A 19,055-nucleotide genomic window follows, 5' to 3' on the forward strand; every position below is an offset into this window, starting at 1 on the left:
GCTTACCTGCTTGACCGTGGTCAAGTTTTTAAATCACTTTTTCGTTGGTGGCCTACAGCAGCGCCTTGAGCAATTTGGCCATTTCCGACGGATTGCGCGTCACGGTGAAACCGCAGGCTTCCATGATGGCAAGTTTGGCATCGGCCGTGTCGGCGCCGCCGGAGATCAGTGCGCCCGCATGGCCCATCCGCTTGCCGGCAGGGGCAGTCACACCAGCAATGAAGCCAACAATCGGTTTTTTCATGTTGGCCTTGCACCACTGGGCGGCTTCGGCTTCATCGGGACCGCCGATCTCGCCGATCATGATCACGGCGTCAGTGTCCGGGTCGTCATTGAAGGCTTTCATCACGTCGATGTGCTTGAGGCCATTGATCGGGTCGCCGCCGATACCGACTGCACTCGATTGGCCCAGGCCGATTTCGGTCAATTGCGCCACAGCTTCATAGGTCAGCGTACCGGAGCGGCTGACCACGCCGATGCGGCCCTTGCGGTGAATATGGCCGGGCATGATGCCGATCTTGATCTCTTCAGGCGTGATCAGGCCGGGGCAATTGGGGCCCAGCAGCAGGGTTTTCTTGCCGCCGGCGGCTTCCTTGGCTTTCATGCGGTTGCGCACTTCCAGCATGTCACGCACAGGGATGCCTTCGGTGATGCAGATTGCGAGGTCCAGGTTGGCTTCAACAGCCTCCCAGATGGCGGCGGCAGCGCCTGCAGGGGGCACATAGATGACCGACACGGTTGCGCCGGTCGCCTTGGCGGCTTCGGTCACGTTGGCAAAAATCGGGATGCCTTCGAAGTCTTCGCCGGCTTTCTTGGGATTCACACCGGCCACAAAAGCTTCTTTGCCGTTCGCGTAGTCGCGGCACATGCGGGTGTGGAATTGACCGGTTTTGCCGGTGATGCCCTGGGTGATGACTTTGGTGTTTTTGTTGATGTAGATGGACATATTCTTGGCTCCGGGCTTATTTGACAGCGGCGACGATTTTGGTCGCGGCTTCGGCCATGGTGTCTGCGGCGATGATGGGAAGGCCGGAATCGGCCAGCATCTTCTTGCCCAGGTCTTCGTTGGTGCCCTTCATGCGCACGACCAGTGGAACCGAAAGGTTCACGGCCTTGCAGGCGGTGATCACGCCGTCGGCGATGGTGTCGCACTTCATGATGCCGCCGAAGATGTTGACCAGGATGCCTTTGACATCAGGGTTCTTCAGCATGATCTTGAAGGCTTCGGTGACTTTTTCAGCCGTTGCGCCGCCGCCCACATCCAGGAAGTTGGCTGGCTCGCCACCGAACAGCTTGATGGTGTCCATGGTCGCCATGGCCAGGCCTGCGCCGTTGACCAGGCAGCCGATGTTGCCGTCCAGGCTGATGTAAGCCAGGTCGAACTTGCTGGCTTCGACTTCGGCCGGGTCTTCTTCGTCCAGGTCGCGATAGGCCACGATTTCGGGATGGCGGAACAGCGCGTTGGCATCAAAGTTGAACTTCGCGTCCAGGGCCATGACTTCACCCTTGCTGTTGCGGTTCAAGGGGTTGATTTCAACCAGCGACGCGTCGGTCTCCATGTAGCACTTGTAGAGCTTTTGCAGGATGTCGACGGTCTGCGCCACGGAGTCGGCAGGCATGCCGATGCCGGCCGCGACTTCCTTGGCCTGGGCGTCCGTCATGCCGACCAGCGGATCGACAAACACCTTGATGATTTTTTCAGGGTTGGAATGGGCCACTTCTTCGATGTCCATGCCGCCTTCGCTGGAAGCAATGAAAGCCACCTTTTGCGACTCGCGGTCGGTGACGGCCGAAATGTAGTATTCCTTGTTGATGTCGGCGCCGTCTTCAATATAGAGGCGGCGGACTTTCTGGCCTTCAGGGCCGGTCTGGTGCGTTTTCAGCTGCATGCCGAGGATTTCGCCGGCAATGCGTTTAACGTCGTCGATGGTTTTGGCAACCTTCACGCCGCCACCCTTGCCGCGGCCACCTGCGTGGATCTGGGCCTTGACCACCCACACCGGGCCGCCTAGCTTCTGGGCGGCTTCCACCGCTTCCTGCACCGTGAAGGCCGGGATGCCGCGCGGCACTGGCACACCAAAATTGCGCAAGATTTCCTTGCCCTGGTACTCGTGAATTTTCATGAAAGACCTTCAGAATTCAGTAAAAGAGGGGGTGCAACAGGGATTCGGGCAGAGGAATGGGGTGTCGGAAACAGGCCACACCGGCCCAAAAAACCACGTCGGCGGTCACTGCAGGCAGCAACGCAGAACTGTATCATGGTGCGACGCACAACTCTTGTGCCCGCCTTACACCCCGAAATGGGCCGAAATTGACCTCTGGGGCGGCCAGCCGCCCAATTTGTTTGTACCTGGAAGCTCATGCCTAAAGTATTTATTGACGGCGAAGCCGGCACCACGGGCCTGCAAATCCGCGAGCGGCTGCAAGCCATGCCGCAGATCGAGCTCGTCAGCATCGCGCCCGAACTGCGCAAGGACGCGGCCGCCAAGCGCGCCCTGATGGCGCAAGTGGATATGGTGATCCTGTGCCTGCACGACGACGCGGCACGCGAGTCGGTCGCCATGATTGACAGCTTGACCGGCAAAAAGCCCAAAATCATTGATGCCTCCACGGCTCACCGAACCGTGTCCGGCTGGGTTTACGGCTTTCCCGAACTGACCCGGACCCAGCGCGCCGCCGTGGCCGCTGCCGACCGCGTGGGCAACCCCGGCTGCTACGCCACCGGCGCGATCGCGCTGATCCGCCCGCTGGTCGATGCTGGCATGGTGCCCGCCGACTTCCCACTGAGCCTTCCCGCCGTGAGTGGTTACTCCGGCGGCGGCCGGCAGATGATTGAAGACTACGAAGCTGGCACCGCTCCCCTGTTTGAACTTTATGGCCTGGGCCTGAAGCACAAACACCTGCCCGAAATCATGAAATACACAGGGCTCACACGCCGCCCGGTGTTCATTCCGTCGGTAGGCAACTTCAAGCAGGGCATGCTGGTGCAATTGCCTCTGCACCTTGACTTGCTGCCCGGCAAACCAACCGGAGCGCAGTTGCAGGACGTACTGGCCAAACACTATGCCGGCAGCGAATGGGTCACCGCCGAAGCCGCGCCCGAGTCGGGAAAGCTGGATGCGCTGGCGCTCAACGACACCAACAAGATGGAGTTGCGCGTGTTTGCCAATGAAGAGTACCGCCATGCGGTGCTGGTGGCGCGGCTGGACAACCTGGGCAAGGGCGCATCCGGCGCTGCAGTCCAGAACCTGAAGCTGATGCTGGGTCTCTAATCGTCCGGACCAGACAACCAAACTCCTTGCCTCCCAAAGTTGAGGCTCAGTCTTCTATTTTGATGTGTTCAAGCGCCTTTGGCAATTCACTGCCGACTTTCTTTACTACTTCTTCCCAACAGCGGCTCTCGCCTTGGCGGAATAGGAGCGCCGTGGGGTACCAGGGGCTGTCGTCCCGTTCAAGCATCCAGCGCCAATCTGGCCGATAAGGCAGCATGAGCCACAGCGGTTTTCCCATCGCGCCAACCAGATGGGCGACGCTGGTGTCGACGCTGATGACAAGGTCCACGCAATCAGCCAGAGCAACTGTGTCTGCAAAGGTTTTCAGCGCGTCACCTGCAAAGAAGATGCCGGCCGACTCGACCAGCTCTTGGTCAGCCTCACGCACCTCTTTTTGCAGGCACACCAGCTGGCAGGACTGCGGCAAAGCGTCCAGCAGCGTCGCCAGCGGCATCGACCTGTTCGCATCATTCTGATGGGTCGCGCTACCTGACCAGACCAAGCCCAGCCTTGGGCCGCGCCCTGTGCTGAGCTTTCGCAACTCTCCTTCCCATCCTGTCTTCAGGGCAGGAATGCTCCGCAAGTAGGGAATGGCCGCCGGAATGCTGGTCAGGTCGGTTTCAAACGCGAACGGCAGGCTGAACAATGGGCAGTGAAAGTCAAAATCCCCAGGCAATTGCCCGCGGCCCACAAGAATGCAGTCATCCTTGAAGTCCGCGCAGAGCGGCTCTATCGAAGCCGGGACCGATAAAAATACTTTCGCGCCTCTGGTGGCAATCAAAGGGATGTAGCGCAGCAACTGTATGGTGTCGCCCAAGCCTTGTTCACCATACAGGAAAATGCTTTTACCAATAAGCGACTCGCCGGTCCAAATAGGCTTGCCGAAATTGGGCCTAGGCGGACGCGGACCAAGCGCGCTGGCAAACCACCGCCATTCGTATTCAGGCCAGCCTTGGCGCAGGTCGCCAAGCAGCAAATGGGCAACGGCCTTGTTCCAGTGGAGATTGGCATGGTCGCCCTCCGCCGCGAGACCGCGATCAGCAACCGTCACCACTTCAGCACAGCGACCCAGATTCAGCAGGGTGCAGCCCATGTTGTACAGAACGTGCGTATTTTGCGGCTGCAGGCTAACGGCGCGTTCATGAAAAGCCATGGCCTGATCAAGCCGACCCAACCGGTCGCAGGCCGCACCGGCATTCGACAGCGCGTCCGCATGCTGGGGCTGCAATGCGATCACCTGCTCGTAACTTTGCAAGGCTAACGCATGCTTGCCCTGTGCAGCCTGAATCGCCGCTTTGCCGTCGAGCGCCGGAACATTCCCGGGATGTTCAGCCAGAATGGCATCGATCAGGGCAAGGGCTTCGTCATGGCGGGCCAAACCGTTCAGCGCGCACGCTTTCTGGATGCCGAAGTCATGGGGTGCTCCGTTTTTCATCTGCCCGTCCGCCACCGTGATGACCTCCTGCCAGCGCTGCAAGTCAAGCAGCAGCTTGACCTGGTTGGCTGCCGCATCTACAAAGGCCGGATTGATACGCAGAACCTGCTGGTAGCTATCCAGCGCCGCATCCACCTGGTGCAAACTTTCCTGCACGCGGGCCAGCTCAAACCAGGCCAAATCAAAATCAGGCTTCAAAGTCAAAGCCGCTCGGAAACTGCGGACCGCGTCTTCAACCAACGTCTGGCGCATCTGCACCTGTCCCATCAGGAAATGGGCATCCAGAAGACCGCCGTCCAGCGCGAGGGCCTGCCCGAAGCTAGCGCTGGCCTCAGGCAGTTCGCCCAGTTCCATCAGGCCGTAACCCAGGTTGACATGGGCCAAACCATCGTTCGGTGTCATGGCGACTACCTGGCGATAGCAGTCGGTGGCCTCGGAAATCCTGCCTTGTGCCAACAATTCGTTGCCACGTGAGCGCAATGGCTGGGCATCTTCACCCGGGACAACCGGGCCGGCAGGTACGGCACTTTTATTGCGTGCCAGAAGGGTGCGGATACTCTGGAAAATGGCTGACTCCTGAAAGCTTTCACATTCCCGGGCCAGACTTTGCGAGGAAGGGCCGCTACAGCCTGGATCTCAATCTCCTTCGTTATCGGGATTTTTGAGCACCCACGATGCAACCTCCAGTGTAAAACCTCTTCCCGCCAGAAACCGGATTTGCCGGGCATGTTCTGCGGGGTTGGCCGGGGCTGTGCCAAACTTTCGCTGCCAGATGTCTCGCGCCCGTTCGCGCTCGGTGGCCTTAAGCTGCCCAACCGCTTCCCGTATGGCCGTCACGTCCAGCCCTTTGGCCTGCAGCTCCTGCTGGATGCGCGAGGCGCCCAGCTTGCGGGAACGCCGGTTGATGACCGAATCGATGACACGCTCTTCGCTGATGAAATCCTTGAGCTCAAGGTCGTCGAGCACCGCCTTCAGCTGGCCCGGGGTTTCTTCATGCGGAGCCAGCTTGCGTTCAAGTTCGGCGCGTGAATGTTCGCGCGCGGCCAGGTAACGCAATGCGCGGCCCTTGAGGGAAAGGCCAAAACCCGCGCGGCGGGCGGGTTTGGCGGGGGAGCTGTCTGCCAGGTTTTCCATGTCAAAGGACTCAGCCAGATTGGAATGCAAGCGCTATTTTTTTGATAGCTGCTTGCGCCCGTTCTGATTGGTCTTTCGCCTTATTTGGCATTCAAAAACAGGCTCAGGCGGCTACTTTGGCGGGTTTTTCGGCTTTCTCGGCCTTGGCAGCCTTTTCAACCGGTGCTGGCTCGGTACCGGCCGCGGCTTGCACCAGCGGAATACCCAGCGATTCGCGCACCTTGTTTTCGATCTCGATGGCGAGTTCGGGGTTTTCTTTCAGGAACTCCCGCGAATTGTCGCGCCCCTGGCCGATTTTTTCGCCGTTAAATGCATACCAGGCGCCGGCTTTTTCGACGATGTGGCCGGCCACACCCAGGTCCAGCACCTCGCCCAGCCGGCTGATGCCCTCGCCGTAGAGGATGTCGAACTCCGCCGTCTTGAAGGGCGAGGCCACCTTGTTCTTGACCACCTTCACCCGGGTTTCGTTGCCGATCACCTCTTCGCCTTTCTTGATGGAGCCGATGCGGCGAATGTCCAGCCGCACCGAGGCGTAGAACTTCAGCGCATTGCCGCCGGTGGTGGTTTCGGGCGAACCGAACATCACGCCGATCTTCATGCGGATCTGGTTGATGAAGATGACCATGCAGTTGGCCTTCTTGATGGTGGCGGTGAGCTTGCGCAGCGCCTGGCTCATCAGGCGGGCCTGCAGGCCGGGCAGCGAGTCGCCCATTTCGCCTTCAAGCTCGGCCTTGGGCGTGAGCGCCGCCACCGAGTCGACCACGATCAGGTCGACCGCGCCGGAGCGGGTGAGCGAATCCACGATTTCAAGCGCCTGCTCGCCGGTGTCGGGCTGAGAGATCAGCAGGTCTTGCAGGTTCACGCCCAGCTTTTGCGCGTACTGGATGTCCAGCGCGTGTTCGGCATCGACAAAGGCGCAGGTGCCGCCCAGCTTTTGCATTTCGGCGATGACCTGCAGGGTCAGCGTGGTTTTGCCCGAGGATTCAGGGCCGTAGATTTCAACCACACGGCCGCGCGGCAGGCCGCCGACGCCCAAGGCGATGTCCAGGCCCAGAGAGCCGGTGGAAACGACCTGGATGTCCTCGATGACCTCGCCGTCGCCCAGCTTCATGATGGTGCCTTTGCCGAACTGCTTTTCGATCTGGGCCAGGGCGGCTTGCAGGGCCTTGGCCTTCTCGGTGTTCAGGGCGGCGCTTTGTACAGGGTTTTGGGCGGGGTTCAGTTTGCTGGTCAGTTCCATGAAAAACTCCTTGAAAATCAATGATGTAAAACTTTTTGCTCTAGTTTCCGGCCTCTGCTTTTAATCACAGCGCTGGATGTATGATCAGTACTTTATGGGCGCTATTAAAATAAGTAAACCCTATTTTTAGTCAGTTTACCTGACCAATTCAGGTACCATGATTTCATGACAGAAACGGCCGCTTTATCGACACTGTCCAGCCCTTTCGGCGCCACCGAGGCCAGCTGGCGGCAAACCCATCTGGGTCGACTCATGGGCCACGCCCTGCGCCGCTTCGACGAGCGTGTATTGGCGCTGATGGCCAGCAGCATCGAAGTGCCGCTGGCGCTCTCAAACCTCGCCGCACGAGACCAGGTCGGCGCAGCGCATATCCACATCACACGCCACCTGGCCGTGGGCGGCTCGCGCCTGACGGATCTCGCGCAAAGCGCCGGCATGAGCAAGCAGGCCATGGGCGACCTCGTCGACCAATGCGAAGCCTGGGGTTTGGTGACGCGCCAGCCCGACCCGCACGACAAACGCGCGCGCCAGGTGGTGTTCACCGAATCGGGCCTGCTCTGGCTGGAAGCCTTTCACCGGGCGGTGCGCCAAGCCGAAGACGAGTTCCGCCAGGCCGTCGGGCATGATGTGGCCACAGTGGTGGCGCTGGGACTGGAAGCATATGCAGGCTGAATGTGGCACCCACGGTCGCTCACCGCGTGTAACTCCCTGCACCTGGGACAGACGCAAGCGCCTAAAATTCGGGCAAACACACTAACTTGCGGCGCAGCAGGCGCTGCCGCCCCACCCGGAGACAACCATGCGTATCCTGATTGCCGAAGATGACCAGGTCCTGGCCGACGGCCTGCTGCGCACTTTGCGCGCCTCCGGTGCGGCAGCCGACCACGTGGCCAGCGGCACCGAAGCCGACGCCGCGCTGCTTACCAACACCGAATTCGATCTGCTGATCCTGGACCTGGGCCTGCCGCGCATGCACGGGCTGGAAGTGCTCAAGCGACTGCGCGCCCGCGGCTCGGCCATGCCGGTGCTGATCCTGACCGCCGCAGACAGCGTGGAAGAACGCGTCAAAGGCCTGGACTACGGCGCCGACGACTACATGGCCAAACCGTTTTCACTGCAGGAACTCGAAGCCCGTGTGCGGGCGCTGATCCGCCGCGGCATGGGCGGCGCCAGCAGCACCATCAAGCACGGCCCGCTGGTGTACGACCAGGCCGGCCGCGTGGCCACCATTGACGGCCAGATGCTGGAGCTGTCGGCGCGAGAGCTTGGCTTGCTCGAAGTGCTGCTGCAACGCGCCGGCCGCCTTGTCAGCAAGGACCAGCTGGTCGAGCGCCTCTGCGAATGGGGTGAAGAAGTCAGCAACAACGCGATCGAGGTGTACATCCACCGGCTCCGCAAGAAGATTGAAAAGGGTCCGGTGCGGATTGCGACGGTGCGCGGGCTCGGTTACTGCCTTGAAAAGATTCCCGGCTAGAAATGGAGCCCTCACGGTCACTCACTTCGTGTAGTTCCCTGCCCCCCGGGGGGGCCGCCCCGCCTGCGGCCCGGCAAAGCCGGTTCCGCGGCTCCTGCTGGCTTGAAGACAACGCCATTGCGCTTTAGCTGTGGCATTACGGCTCTTTCAACGCGAACGCCGCAGCCTCTTCGGCGAAATCCTCGACTGGATGCTCACGCCGCTGCTGCTGCTGTGGCCGATCAGCCTGGCGCTGACCTGGCTGGTGGCGCAGAACATTGCCGGCAAGCCTTTTGACCGTGCGCTTGAATACAACGTGCAGGCACTGGCCAAGCTGGTGGCGGTCAAGAACAACCAGGTGCAGTTCAACCTGACGGCGCCTGCGCGTGAAATCCTGCGCGCCGATGATACCGACCTGGTCTATTACCAGGTCGTGGGCACGCAAGGCGAACTGCTCAGCGGCGAGCACGACCTGCCGATGCCGCCCGATGAAGACAAGCCCATCAACGGCGAGGTGCGGCTGCGCGAAGACCTGATCCAGGGCGAAGATGTGCGTGTGGCCTACACCTGGCTCAAGGTCGAGGTCAAAGCACCGGCGCCGACAGGCAAGGCGGCTGCACCGCGCAGCGACAAGGGCGCTGGCACATCCGAAGCTGCCCCCACCCAGATGGTGCTGGTGCAAGTGGCCGAAACGCTGGAAAAACGCAAGACCTTGGCCACCGAGATCGTCAAGGGCACCATGGTGCCGCAGTTCGTGACGCTGCCGCTGGCCGTGCTGCTGGTGTGGCTGGCACTGGTGCGCGGCATCAAGCCTCTGGCCCAGCTCGAAAAACGCATCCGCGCACGCAAGTCCGACGACATGAGCCCGCTCGATGAAACCGCGGTGCCGGAAGAGGTAGCACCGCTGGTGTCCTCCATCAATGATTTGCTGAGCCGTCTCAAGGTCTCACTGACCACGCAGAAGCGCTTTCTCGCCGATGCCGCGCATCAGTTGAAGACACCGCTGGCGGGCCTGCGCATGCAGGCCGACCTGGCGCAGCGAGAAACCGATGCCGACGAACTCAAAAAGTCGCTCAAGCATATCGGCCGCGCCAGCATACGCGCCACCCACACTGTCAACCAGCTGCTGGCGCTGGCACGCGCCGAAACCACGGGCCGCAGCCTCGCCAAGCTGCACATCGACCTGGTGCACATCGTCTCGGAAGTGATGGCCGACTCGGTGCCGCGTGCTCTTGAAAAACAGATCGATCTTGGCTACGACGGGCCCGCCGCCGGCGAGCAGGCGACGCAACTGGAAGGCAACCCGACCCTGCTCAAGGAACTGGTGCGCAACCTGCTGGACAACGCCATCAACTACACGCCCGAAAAAGGACAGGTCACACTGCGGCTGATGACCGACCGCTTCAGCGGCGTGCTGGTGCTGCTGGTAGAAGACTCGGGGCCGGGCATTCTGGAGTCGGAGCGCGAGCTGGTGTTCCAGCCGTTCTACCGCACGCTGGGCACCAACGTCGACGGCTCCGGCCTGGGCCTGGCCATCGTCCTGGAAATCGCCAAGCAACACGGTGCCACCATCACGATTGAAGACGCGGCCTTGGCGGGTCATCCACAAACGCCGGGCACGCGTGTCACCGTGCGTTTTGTCGGCATGGATTTACCTGACATGGCGTAGCGGCAACAGCGCTATCCCCGTGGCGTTTTTTTTGCAAATTCTTGAGCCAAATCGGCTTCTTGCCCAGAAACGACGGGCGCAGGCAGCTCCTAAAAGCATAGCAATCAAGATTTCACGATTGGCCACTTGTCGTAGAGCTTCACACCGATGCGCTCGCCCCACAGCTCGATTTGCGCCGGTGTGCCGGCATGCGGCTGGTTGGCACTGCGGCCGCGCACATACCCCAGGGCCACGCAGGCGCCGGCCAGCGGACTCCAGCCGACCGACGAAATTTCGCCCACCATTTGCCCGTCCATCACAATCGCCTCGCCGCCCCAGGCAAAGGCATCCGGCGTGTCAAACACCAGCGTGACCAGTTTCTTGCGCAGCGCCAGCCCCTGTGAATTGAGCAACGCGGCCTTGCCGATAAAGTCAGCCGGCTTGTCGAGCCTGACGCTGAAGGCCAACCCCGCCTCCCACGGCGTTTCGTCCGGGCCGAGCTCTGCGCCCCAGGCGCGCCGGCCTTGCTCGATGCGCAGCGCATCCAGCGCGTAGTAGCCTGCATCACGAATACCGAGAGCCTTGCCGGCCTCCATCAGCGCCAGGTACACATGGCGCGCCATTTCGATCGGCGTGTACAGCTCAAAGCCCGGCCCGCCCACATAGCTCATGCGGGCGGCGCGCACGCGGGCAAAGCCCACGTCGATGTCCTTCGTCCATGAGAACTTCAACGCCTCGGGCGACAGGTCGTCCGGGCTAACGAGCGCCAGCAACTCGCGCGCCTTAGGCCCCATCACCGACAGCACCGAGTACATCGCAGACATATCGGTGAGCACCGCATGCTCCGCCTCGCCGATGTGCCGCGTGATCCAGTCGAAGTCCCTTACCGTTTGCGCAGAGCCGGTGATGATGAGGAATTGGTTCGCGGCTTGCCTCATCACGGTCAAGTCACTTTCAAAGCCACCGCACTCATTGAGCATTGCGGTGTAGACCATCTTGCCGACAGGCACGTCCATCTCGTTGGCGCACAGGCGCTGCAACACGGCCAGCGCATCGCGGCCCTGCAACAGGTATTTGGAGAACGAGGTCTGGTCGTAGAGCGCCACGGCTTCGCGCGTGGCTTTTTGCTCCTCAATCATCCAGGGTAGCCAGACCGGTTTGTCGAGGGAGTATTTCGGGCGCGCCTGGCCCTTCGGCCTGAAATAGCTTGCACGCTCCCAGCCATTCTTGCTGCCGAACTCCGCGCCCCTGGCGGCCAGGATGTCGTACAGCGGTGAGGTACGCAACGGCCGCGCCGTTTCCAGTTCCTGCCTCGGCCAGCGCATGGCGTAGTGCAGGCCCAAAGTCTCGCCGGTGCGTTCCGCCAGGGCCTTGCGGTTGCCGGTGAAGCTGCCGAAACGGCGTATGTCCACGTCCCACAAATCGGTGCTGGGCTCGCCACCCACAATCCATTCGGCCATGAGCCGGCCCGCGCCGCCGCTGTTGGCAATGCCGGCGGAGTTGAAACCCGCGCAGACAAAGTAGTTGCGCAGTTCAGGCGCCTCACCCAGGATGAAGTTGCCGTCGGGCGTAAAACTCTCCGGCCCGTTGAGCAGCATCTTGATTTCGGCCGTCTCCAGGCAGGGCGTGCGGTGCATGGCTGCGGTCATCAGCGGCTCGAACTGGTCCCAGTCTTCGTCCAGCAGCTCAAACTGGAAGGTCGCCGGAATCGGGTCCATCTTCCAGGGTTTGGCCTGGGGTTCAAAGCCGCCCATCACCAGGCCGCCGACTTCTTCCTTGTAGTAGATGTAGCCGTCCGGGTCGCGCATGACCGGCAGCATGGGGTGCACGCCCGGAATCTTGCCGGTGACGATGTAGAAATGCTCGGCCGAATACAGCGGCACATTCACGCCCGCGAGTTTGCCGAACTGCCGCGCCCATTGGCCGGCGCAATTGACGACGACTTCGCAGCGCACGTCACCCTGCGCGGTCTTCACGCCCACAGCCCTGCCGTTTTCAATGATGACACCGGTCACCTCGATGCCTTCAACCATCTTCACGCCGCGGTTGCGCGCGCCCTTGGCCAGCGACATGCAGAGGTCCGCCGGATTGGCCTTGCCGTCGCCCGGCAGCCAGATCGCGCCCTGCAGGTCATCGATGCGCATGATTGGGTATTTGTCGCCGGCTTCCTGCAGCGAGATCTCATGGCACTCCACGCCAAAACTGTTGGCCATGGCGACCTGCTTTTTGAGCACCTTCATGCGCTCGGGCGTGCTCGCGACGTTGACGCTGCCGCATTGTTTCCAGCCAGTGGCCAGACCTGTCTCGGCTTCCAGAGACGCATACAGCTCAATGCCGTATTTGCTCATCTGCGTCATGTTGCGGTTGGGCCGCATCTGGCCGACCAGGCCGGCCGCATGCCAGGTGGTTCCGCTGGTGAGCTTGCCCTGCTCGAGCAGCAGCACGTCTGTCTTGCCCAGTTTGGCCAGGTGATAGGCCACAGAACAGCCGGCAATGCCGCCACCCACGATCACGATCTCTGCATGGCTAGGAAGCGTCGTGGTGGTCATGGCGTATGCCTCAAAGATTGGAAGTTTTGATCAAGCTAGCCGTATCGCCATTACGCCGCCGACGATGGCGCACGTGCCGACAAAGCGGCGCACGGTAAAAACTTCTTTCAGCAGCCAGCAACCCAGCAGCACCGCGAACAGCACCGAAGTCTCGCGCAACGCCGCCACCGTAGCCACGGGCGCGCGCGTCATGGCCCACAGCGCGATTCCGTAGGAGCCCAACGATGCCAGCGCACCGCCGGTGGCCACCGGCCAGCGATGCAGCGCATAGTGGCCCATGGCGCGCCCCCGCCGCGCCATCATCAGCAGGCCGAATGGCCAGCCATCAAACAGGAAGAGAGCCGCAACGTATTGCAACGCGTTGCCTGAAGCGCGGACACCCAGCCCATCGACCACGGTGTAGACGGCAATGATGACGGCGTTGGCCAGCGCAAAACCGACGGCCTTGGGCGCATGCAGGGCGTGGCGGCTCAGGCCCAGCACCAGCACACCGCAGCAAATACCCAGGATGCCTGCCCAGGCCAGCGGCGTGAGCGTTTCACCCAGGGTGAAACTGGCCGACAGCGCCACCAGCAGCGGCGCTACGCCGCGCATCAGCGGGTAGGTCAGGCCCAGGTCGCCATGCTGGTAGGCGCGCGTGGTGGCAATGTAGTAGCCGATGTGAATCAGTACCGATGCGCCGATGAATGGCCAGGCCTCAGCCCGCGGCCAGCCGACCAGCAGCACCAGCGGCAACGCCAGCACCGACCCGATCAGGTGGATAACCGCCATGTCCAGCGCCTTGTCGGCACTGGATTTCACCAGGGCATTCCAGCCTGCGTGCAGTAGCGCGCCAAACAGCACGGCGCCCAGCACCGGCCAGGTCAGGGCCAGGATTTCAGGCGGCAAGCGAGGGCTCTGCGGCGGGAAGGGCACAGCGCCTGGCCCGTGCCAGGTAGTGCGCCAGTGGCGGCGTGGCCTTGTGCGCATCTTTCGCGAGATCGTCCCAGAGGCGCAGCTTCACCGCATCCCCGGCACCGGGCTGCGCGATGAAGTGCGCCGCTTCTTCAGCTGAAAAGATGCCGCCCTGCAACTGCAGGCTGCGTTTGGAATCTGCTGAAAGGCTGGAATGGTAGCCGCGCCGCGCCGCGCACAGATAGCGCTTGGCGTCCACATGCAGCTTGATGGCGTCCAGCACCTCGTCGGGGAAAAGACCCCGCAAAAAAGGCAGTGCGCGGTACTGATGCACGTCGTCCACACCACGCAGCGACGGCGTTTCGCCCAGGTCATGCAACAGGTGCCCCAGGTCATGCAACAGCGCCGCGGTCACCAGCGCATCGCTCGCGCCTTCGGCTTCGCCGAGCGCCGCAGTCTGTAACGCGTGCTGGAGCTGCGTTACGGGTTCGCCGCTGTATTGCTCGCCGCCGCGCTCTTTGAAGAGTTGTTCGATGTCGTCAAAGTTCAGCATGTAGATTCCTCACAGGTCAGGCATTCCAGGGGAGCGAGTAGGTCTTGAGGTTGGTGAAACTCTTGATCGCTTCCTGCACGCCCTCTTTATAGCCCAGGCCTGAATCCTTGATGCCGCCGAAGGGCGTGAGCTCCAGGCGATACCCAGGCACCTCGCGCACATTGACGGTGCCGACATGCAGCTCGCTGACAAACCGGTTGATGTAGTCCAGGCGGTTGGTGCAAACAGCACTTGAAAGACCGTAGGCCGTGCCGTTCGAAATCTGGATGGCTTCGTCAATGTTTTTGAAGCGGATCACCGGGGACACCGGTCCAAAGGTCTCCTCGCGCGCCACCGTCATCTGCGGCGACACATGATCGATCAACGTGGGTGAGTAAAGCGCGCCGCGCCTGTGGTTGCCCGCCAATAATTTCGCGCCCTGCGCCACCGCTTCATTCACACGTGACTCAAACAGCATGGCCGCCGGCTCATCAATCACCGTGCCCATGTCGTTGGCCTTGTCGGCCGGGTCGCCATATTTCCAGGCCAGGGTCTTGGCCAGCACCTGCTCCACAAATTCGCCCGCCACTGCCTCATGCACCATGAGCCGCTTGATGGCCGTACAGCGCTGGCCTGAATTTTTATAGGAACCTTGCACGGCCAGCGTGGAGGCCTCGTTGAGATCGGCATCTTCCATCACGATGATGGGGTCGTTGCCGCCCAGCTCCAGCACCACGCGCCGGTAGCCTGCCTTGCCGGCGATGTACTTGCCGATGGCCACGCCGCCCGTAAATGTCACCAGGTCGACCAGCGGGTTGGTGATCAATTCGTCCGCAATCTCGCGCGGGTCGCCCGTCACCACACTGAGCATTTCGGGGGGCAAACCCGCCTCATAAAGGATGTCGGCGAACAGGAGGGCAGAGAAAGGCACTTTCTCGGACGGCTTGAGCACCATGCGGTTGTTGGTCGCGATGCTGGGCACCACCTTGTGCGCCACCTGGTTCATCGGGTGGTTGAAAGGCGTGATGGCGGTGATCACGCCCAGCAGCGGGGAGCGGTGCGTGTAGACGCGGCGCTTCTTGCCGTGCGGCGTGAGGTCGCAGCTGAAGATCTGGCCGTCGTCCTTGAGCACCTCGGTTGCGCCGAAGAGCAGCACGTCACTGACACGGCCTGCTTCGTAGATGGAGTCCTTCAGGCACAGCCCTGCCTCCGCCGTGATGAGATTCGCGACCTCCATCAACCGGGACTGGACAATGGCCGCCGCACGGTTGAGGATGGCTGCGCGTTCATAACGGCTCAATTGAGGTTTGCAGACGTGTGCCTTGGCGAAGGTTTCACGGACTTCTTCCAGCGTGGCCTTGGGCACGCTCCCCAGCAGCTTGGCCGTGTACGGATCGAACACCTCGATCGCGCGGTCACCGGTCCGGCCGGCACCAACCTTGCGGCCGGCCAGTCGCATGGCGTTGAGCTGGTGGTCGCGGATGTACTGGTCAATCACTCTGCAGCTTTCAAACAGGTTATGTGCGGACAGGTCTTGCGTTTGTTGCCGGATATCTATTGGGCGTAATTGAGCGCCAGGTCGAAGGCATCGAAATTGCGAAACCGCCGGTTGCGGTTCAGGCCCGGCAGGTCCCGGTTCACGATCAGCGGGACACGCTGCTCGCTCATGCCGCCGTGGGACCGCAAAGGCACTTCGAGCGCAGAGAGATCGTGGCGCGAGACCGACGTACCGATCACGGTGAAACGTTCGGACACCGCCACAATGTCGCCGATCCGGTCTGCCGGGAGTTCGAAGCGCTCGGCGGCCTGTTCACGTGAAAGCACCAGCTCCATGCCCTTGAGCCCCGCCAGCCGCTTGCGGGCGGCCTCGATGTTTGTGCCCTCGGGCAGGTAGACCGTGGCGAAGGATCCCAGCGCGCCGTGATGCACCACATAGGGGTCGGTGATCGGAAGAATCACACGCGCAACGCCCGCGCCCAGCCAGCTGTCAAACCAGTCCTGCAGGTAGATCACGTCGGGCGTGCCGTCCATGGCGACCTTGGCATTCATGCCGTGGTCGGCCGTGAGGACGATCACGCAACCCAGGTCGTCGAGCTGCTGCATATAGCCGTCCATCATGCGGTAGAAGGAATTGGCGCCGTCGGTGCCGGGCGCGTGCTTGTGCTGCACGTAGTCGGTGGTCGACAGGTACATCACATCGGGTTTGTATTTCTGCATGATCTTGACGCCGGCGGCAAACACGAACTCCGACAGGTCTGCGCTGTAGACACTGGGTAGCGGCTGGCCCACAAGGCCCAGCACGTCTTCAATGCCGTTTTCTTCCAGCGTGACCTGGTCGGCCTTCTCGGACGAAAAGCAGATGCCCTTCATCTTGTGGCCCAGCAGCTTGCGCAACTTGTCTTTGGCTGTCACCACCGCCAGGGACTTGCCCGCGTCTGCAAGGGCCGCCAGCAGCGTGGGCGCACGCAGCCACTTTGGGTCATTCATCATGACCTCGGTGTCGGTGGCGGTATCGAACAGGTAGTTGCCGCAGATGCCGTGCACGCTGGGCGGTGCGCCCGTCACGATGGACAGGTTGTTGGGGTTGGTAAAGCTGGGCACCACGCAATCACCCGTCAGGCCCGAACCCAGCGCCAGGGTGCGCTTGAGCCACGGCATGTGGCCGGTGGCCACGGCCTGCGCCAGGTAGTCGGGCTCGCAGCCGTCAACGCACACCACCACAACGGGCTGGGTCGGCAACCGGTACGCCCGGCCATTGACTTTCACTTCGGTCTTTTGATCAGCGACTGCCACGTTGGAGCCTTCCCTTGTCCATGTTTTTCTCTGGGCCTTTTGCGATGTCGTCATCGACAAGATGCGACGCCCTGGCCTGTGCCGCACGGGCAGCGGGGCTGGCCTGCAGGCGCGCCTGTCGCCGCAGGTCGTTTTCAATCGTGCGCTCTTTGCTCTCGATCACGTGGTCATACATGGCCCGGCCTGCGACGTCCGCGTCACCGGAGGCGATGGCCTTGACGATCTGCCGGTGTTCGTTGGCCGAGATCGGCATGAGCCAGCCGTCGGCCAGGTTCAGGCGCCGGAACAGCGACAGCTCCTTGATGAGCTTGCGATAAATGGCCGTGAGCTTGCTGTTGCCGGCCATTTCAACCAGCCGGTCGTGGAATTTCAAATTAAGCAGGTGATAGTTGTAGGCATCTTCTGCCTTGACGGCCTTTTCCATCGAGTCGACGAGACCCCGGATTTCCTTGAGCTGGGCCGGCGTGATGTTCCTCGCGAGCTGGCGGCCTACGAGTTCGTCCATCGCGGCGCGCAGGTCGAAAATCTCGACGGCTTCCTCGATGGGAATGTCACGCACGAAGACGCCGCGATTTTTTTCGTTGCGCACCAGGCCCGCTTCCTCCAGCATCCGGAAGGCTTCACGCACCGGCCCGCGGGAGACGCCCATTTTTTCGGCCAGCGCCGCTTCAATGAGCTTGCTGCCCGGTTCGTATTCGCCAACAAGAATGGCGCGCTCGATTTCCTGCTGCACCACCGTGGTGAGGGAACTGGTCTGCAACAGCGCGATAGTGGGATGGAACACGGCATTCATGCCCTGCATTGAAGCACAAAACACAGGATTGTCAACAATCTGCAAAAAACAATTGACAAGATAAAAGGGGCAGCGTTAAATAAATATTGAGCTGGGTTGATATGACCTGAACACAGGTTGGTCATCGCAGTGTCACTGCCCCGACACGAACAGGTCACAACATTGCAGGTTTTCCACAAAGGACTTTTTATGCAGCTGGCTACCCATCTCAAATCCCTGCCAAAGGCGATCGCTCTTATCGGCTTTTTTGGCCTGCTCACCGCTGCCACCAGCGCATTCGCCCAGAAAACCCAGCTGCTGGTCTACACCGCGCTGGAAACCGACCAGATCAAGGCCTATCAAGAGGGCTTCAACAAGGTCTACCCCGATATCGAAATCAAATGGGTCCGCGACTCGACCGGTGTGATCACCGCCAAACTGCTCGCCGAAAAATCCAACCCCCAGGCCGACACCATCATGGGTGTGGCCGCCTCCAGCCTGGCCCTGCTCGACAAGCAGGGCATGCTCGAACCCTACGCGCCGATCAACCTTGACGGCATCATGAGCCAGTACCGCGACAAGAAAAAAGTCCCCGCCTGGTTCGGCATGGACGTGTGGGGCGCCACCGTGTGCTTCAACACCGTCGAAGCCAAGAAGAAAAACATTCCCACACCCGAGACCTGGCAGGACCTGACCAAGCCCATTTACAAAGGCCAGATCGTCATGCCCAACCCAGCCTCCAGCGGCACCGGCTACTTCGACGTGACCGCCTGGCTCACGCTTTTCGGCGACAAGGACGGCAAGGGCGGCGGCTGGAAGTACATGGACGCCCTGCACGAAAACATTGCGCAGTACACCCATTCGGGTTCCAAGCCCTGCAACATGGCCGCCTCCGGAGAATTCCTGGCGGGCATTTCGTTTGAATACCGCGGCAACACCAACAAGGCCAAGGGAGCGCCGATTGATCTGGTGTTCCCCAAGGAAGGCCTGGGCTGGGACCTGGAAGCCTTTGCCATCCACAAGGGCACCAAGAAGCTGGACGCCGCCAAGAAACTGGCTGACTGGGCGTCCAGCAAGGACGCCATGATGCTGTACGGCAAAAACTTCGCGATCACCGCGCAGCCGGGACTGGCGCCGCCGCTGGCCAATGTGCCAAAAGACTATGAGGCCCGCCTCGTCAAGATGGATTTCAGCTGGGCAGCGGACAACCGCGAGCGCATTTTGAACGAGTGGACGAAGCGCTATAACTCCAAAACAGAGAAGAAGTAGCCCCCTGTAGGCGGCCTGTCGGCCGCCTCTCCCCCTCAGGGGGACAGCCGCTGTGGCCCGGCGG

16 protein-coding genes are annotated in these 19,055 nt (G+C 61.4%); 5 read left to right on the forward strand and 11 right to left on the reverse strand.

All coding sequences use genetic code 11. The features are described from left to right. Positions 1-52: 52 nt before the first annotated feature. Positions 53-946 (reverse strand): succinate--CoA ligase subunit alpha, encoded by an 894-nt coding sequence (gene sucD / locus AC1D11_RS18125; protein WP_477651204.1) that lies wholly within the window; start codon positions 944-946, stop codon positions 53-55. Between the two features lie 16 nt (positions 947-962). Further along, positions 963-2,123: an ADP-forming succinate--CoA ligase subunit beta gene (gene sucC, locus AC1D11_RS18130; protein ID WP_477650133.1), complete on the reverse strand. Its 1,161-nt coding sequence runs from the start codon at positions 2,121-2,123 to the stop codon at positions 963-965. 237 nt (positions 2,124-2,360) lie between these two features. On the opposite strand from sucC, the gene argC reads away from it, so the two are divergent. After that, positions 2,361-3,272, forward strand: a complete 912-nt coding sequence (argC, locus tag AC1D11_RS18135) for an N-acetyl-gamma-glutamyl-phosphate reductase (RefSeq protein ID WP_477650134.1) — start codon at positions 2,361-2,363, stop codon at positions 3,270-3,272. 46 nt (positions 3,273-3,318) lie between these two features. Here argC and AC1D11_RS18140 read toward each other — a convergent pair whose 3' ends face one another. The 3 genes from AC1D11_RS18140 to recA all read right to left on the reverse strand — a co-directional run bounded on the left by AC1D11_RS18140 (position 3,319) and on the right by recA (position 7,081). Then, complete coding sequence (locus tag AC1D11_RS18140) at positions 3,319-5,187, reverse strand: tetratricopeptide repeat protein (protein WP_477650135.1); 1,869 nt, start codon at positions 5,185-5,187, stop codon at positions 3,319-3,321. A 156-nt stretch (positions 5,188-5,343) separates the two neighbouring features. Beyond that, on the reverse strand, positions 5,344-5,841 hold the full coding sequence (gene recX / locus AC1D11_RS18145) for a recombination regulator RecX (protein WP_477651205.1): 498 nt from the start codon (positions 5,839-5,841) through the stop codon (positions 5,344-5,346). A gap of 103 nt (positions 5,842-5,944) precedes the next feature. Beyond that, the gene (gene recA, locus AC1D11_RS18150) at positions 5,945-7,081 is read right to left on the reverse strand and encodes a recombinase RecA (RefSeq protein WP_477648799.1); all 1,137 of its coding nucleotides are present in this window, start codon (positions 7,079-7,081) and stop codon (positions 5,945-5,947) included. Positions 7,082-7,246: 165 nt separating this feature from the next. On the opposite strand from recA, the gene AC1D11_RS18155 reads away from it, so the two are divergent. The 3 genes from AC1D11_RS18155 (at position 7,247) to AC1D11_RS18165 (ending at position 10,203) form a co-directional block, all read left to right on the forward strand. Beyond that, the gene (locus AC1D11_RS18155) at positions 7,247-7,753 is read left to right on the forward strand and encodes a MarR family winged helix-turn-helix transcriptional regulator (protein ID WP_477648798.1); all 507 of its coding nucleotides are present in this window, start codon (positions 7,247-7,249) and stop codon (positions 7,751-7,753) included. 127 nt (positions 7,754-7,880) lie between these two features. Next, complete coding sequence (locus AC1D11_RS18160; protein WP_007870259.1) at positions 7,881-8,555, forward strand: response regulator; 675 nt, start codon at positions 7,881-7,883, stop codon at positions 8,553-8,555. A 190-nt stretch (positions 8,556-8,745) separates the two neighbouring features. Next, a complete protein-coding gene (locus AC1D11_RS18165) occupies positions 8,746-10,203 on the forward strand; it encodes a sensor histidine kinase N-terminal domain-containing protein (protein ID WP_477648804.1) in 1,458 nt (485 codons plus the stop codon). Positions 10,204-10,307: 104 nt separating this feature from the next. Here AC1D11_RS18165 and AC1D11_RS18170 read toward each other — a convergent pair whose 3' ends face one another. From AC1D11_RS18170 to AC1D11_RS18195, 6 genes are all read right to left on the reverse strand, one after another. Next, entirely contained in the window at positions 10,308-12,731 is a 2,424-nt protein-coding gene (locus AC1D11_RS18170) for a GcvT family protein (RefSeq protein ID WP_477648797.1), read from the reverse strand. Between the two features lie 30 nt (positions 12,732-12,761). Continuing rightward, positions 12,762-13,619: an EamA family transporter gene (locus tag AC1D11_RS18175; protein WP_477648796.1), complete on the reverse strand. Its 858-nt coding sequence runs from the start codon at positions 13,617-13,619 to the stop codon at positions 12,762-12,764. After that, positions 13,609-14,178 carry a phosphonate degradation HD-domain oxygenase gene (locus tag AC1D11_RS18180; RefSeq protein ID WP_477648795.1) on the reverse strand — a complete coding sequence of 190 codons (570 nt, stop codon included), beginning with the start codon at positions 14,176-14,178 and terminating at the stop codon, positions 13,609-13,611. The genes AC1D11_RS18175 and AC1D11_RS18180 overlap by 11 nt, the downstream gene beginning before the upstream one ends. A gap of 16 nt (positions 14,179-14,194) precedes the next feature. Then, positions 14,195-15,616, reverse strand: coding sequence for a phosphonoacetaldehyde dehydrogenase (phnY, locus tag AC1D11_RS18185; protein WP_477648803.1), 1,422 nt, complete (start codon positions 15,614-15,616; stop codon positions 14,195-14,197). Between the two features lie 95 nt (positions 15,617-15,711). Next, positions 15,712-16,950: a phosphonoacetate hydrolase gene (gene phnA, locus AC1D11_RS18190; RefSeq protein ID WP_477648794.1), complete on the reverse strand. Its 1,239-nt coding sequence runs from the start codon at positions 16,948-16,950 to the stop codon at positions 15,712-15,714. Further along, positions 16,937-17,743: a phosphonate utilization associated transcriptional regulator gene (locus tag AC1D11_RS18195; protein ID WP_457282058.1), complete on the reverse strand. Its 807-nt coding sequence runs from the start codon at positions 17,741-17,743 to the stop codon at positions 16,937-16,939. The genes phnA and AC1D11_RS18195 overlap by 14 nt, the downstream gene beginning before the upstream one ends. 189 nt (positions 17,744-17,932) lie before the next feature. Here AC1D11_RS18195 and AC1D11_RS18200 point away from each other — a divergent pair, with 189 nt between their 5' ends. Continuing rightward, complete coding sequence (locus AC1D11_RS18200; protein WP_477648793.1) at positions 17,933-18,991, forward strand: putative 2-aminoethylphosphonate ABC transporter substrate-binding protein; 1,059 nt, start codon at positions 17,933-17,935, stop codon at positions 18,989-18,991. Positions 18,992-19,055 lie beyond the last annotated feature (64 nt).

This window comes from Polaromonas sp. P1_E11 (assembly GCF_056405995.1).

What these genes read in the sequence shown, in the direction of transcription:
- sucD (WP_477651204.1), bottom strand. Translation starts at nt 946, where the DNA reads ATGTCCATCTACATCAACAAAAACACCAAAGTCATCACCCAGGGCATC.
- sucC (WP_477650133.1), bottom strand. Translation starts at nt 2,123, where the DNA reads ATGAAAATTCACGAGTACCAGGGCAAGGAAATCTTGCGCAATTTTGGT.
- argC (WP_477650134.1), top strand. Translation starts at nt 2,361, where the DNA reads ATGCCTAAAGTATTTATTGACGGCGAAGCCGGCACCACGGGCCTGCAA.
- recX (WP_477651205.1), bottom strand. Translation starts at nt 5,841, where the DNA reads ATGGAAAACCTGGCAGACAGCTCCCCCGCCAAACCCGCCCGCCGCGCG.
- recA (WP_477648799.1), bottom strand. Translation starts at nt 7,081, where the DNA reads ATGGAACTGACCAGCAAACTGAACCCCGCCCAAAACCCTGTACAAAGC.
- AC1D11_RS18155 (WP_477648798.1), top strand. Translation starts at nt 7,247, where the DNA reads ATGACAGAAACGGCCGCTTTATCGACACTGTCCAGCCCTTTCGGCGCC.
- AC1D11_RS18160 (WP_007870259.1), top strand. Translation starts at nt 7,881, where the DNA reads ATGCGTATCCTGATTGCCGAAGATGACCAGGTCCTGGCCGACGGCCTG.
- AC1D11_RS18165 (WP_477648804.1), top strand. Translation starts at nt 8,746, where the DNA reads ATGCTCACGCCGCTGCTGCTGCTGTGGCCGATCAGCCTGGCGCTGACC.
- AC1D11_RS18170 (WP_477648797.1), bottom strand. Translation starts at nt 12,731, where the DNA reads ATGACCACCACGACGCTTCCTAGCCATGCAGAGATCGTGATCGTGGGT.
- AC1D11_RS18180 (WP_477648795.1), bottom strand. Translation starts at nt 14,178, where the DNA reads ATGCTGAACTTTGACGACATCGAACAACTCTTCAAAGAGCGCGGCGGC.
- phnY (WP_477648803.1), bottom strand. Translation starts at nt 15,616, where the DNA reads ATGCGACTGGCCGGCCGCAAGGTTGGTGCCGGCCGGACCGGTGACCGC.
- AC1D11_RS18195 (WP_457282058.1), bottom strand. Translation starts at nt 17,743, where the DNA reads ATGAATGCCGTGTTCCATCCCACTATCGCGCTGTTGCAGACCAGTTCC.
- AC1D11_RS18200 (WP_477648793.1), top strand. Translation starts at nt 17,933, where the DNA reads ATGCAGCTGGCTACCCATCTCAAATCCCTGCCAAAGGCGATCGCTCTT.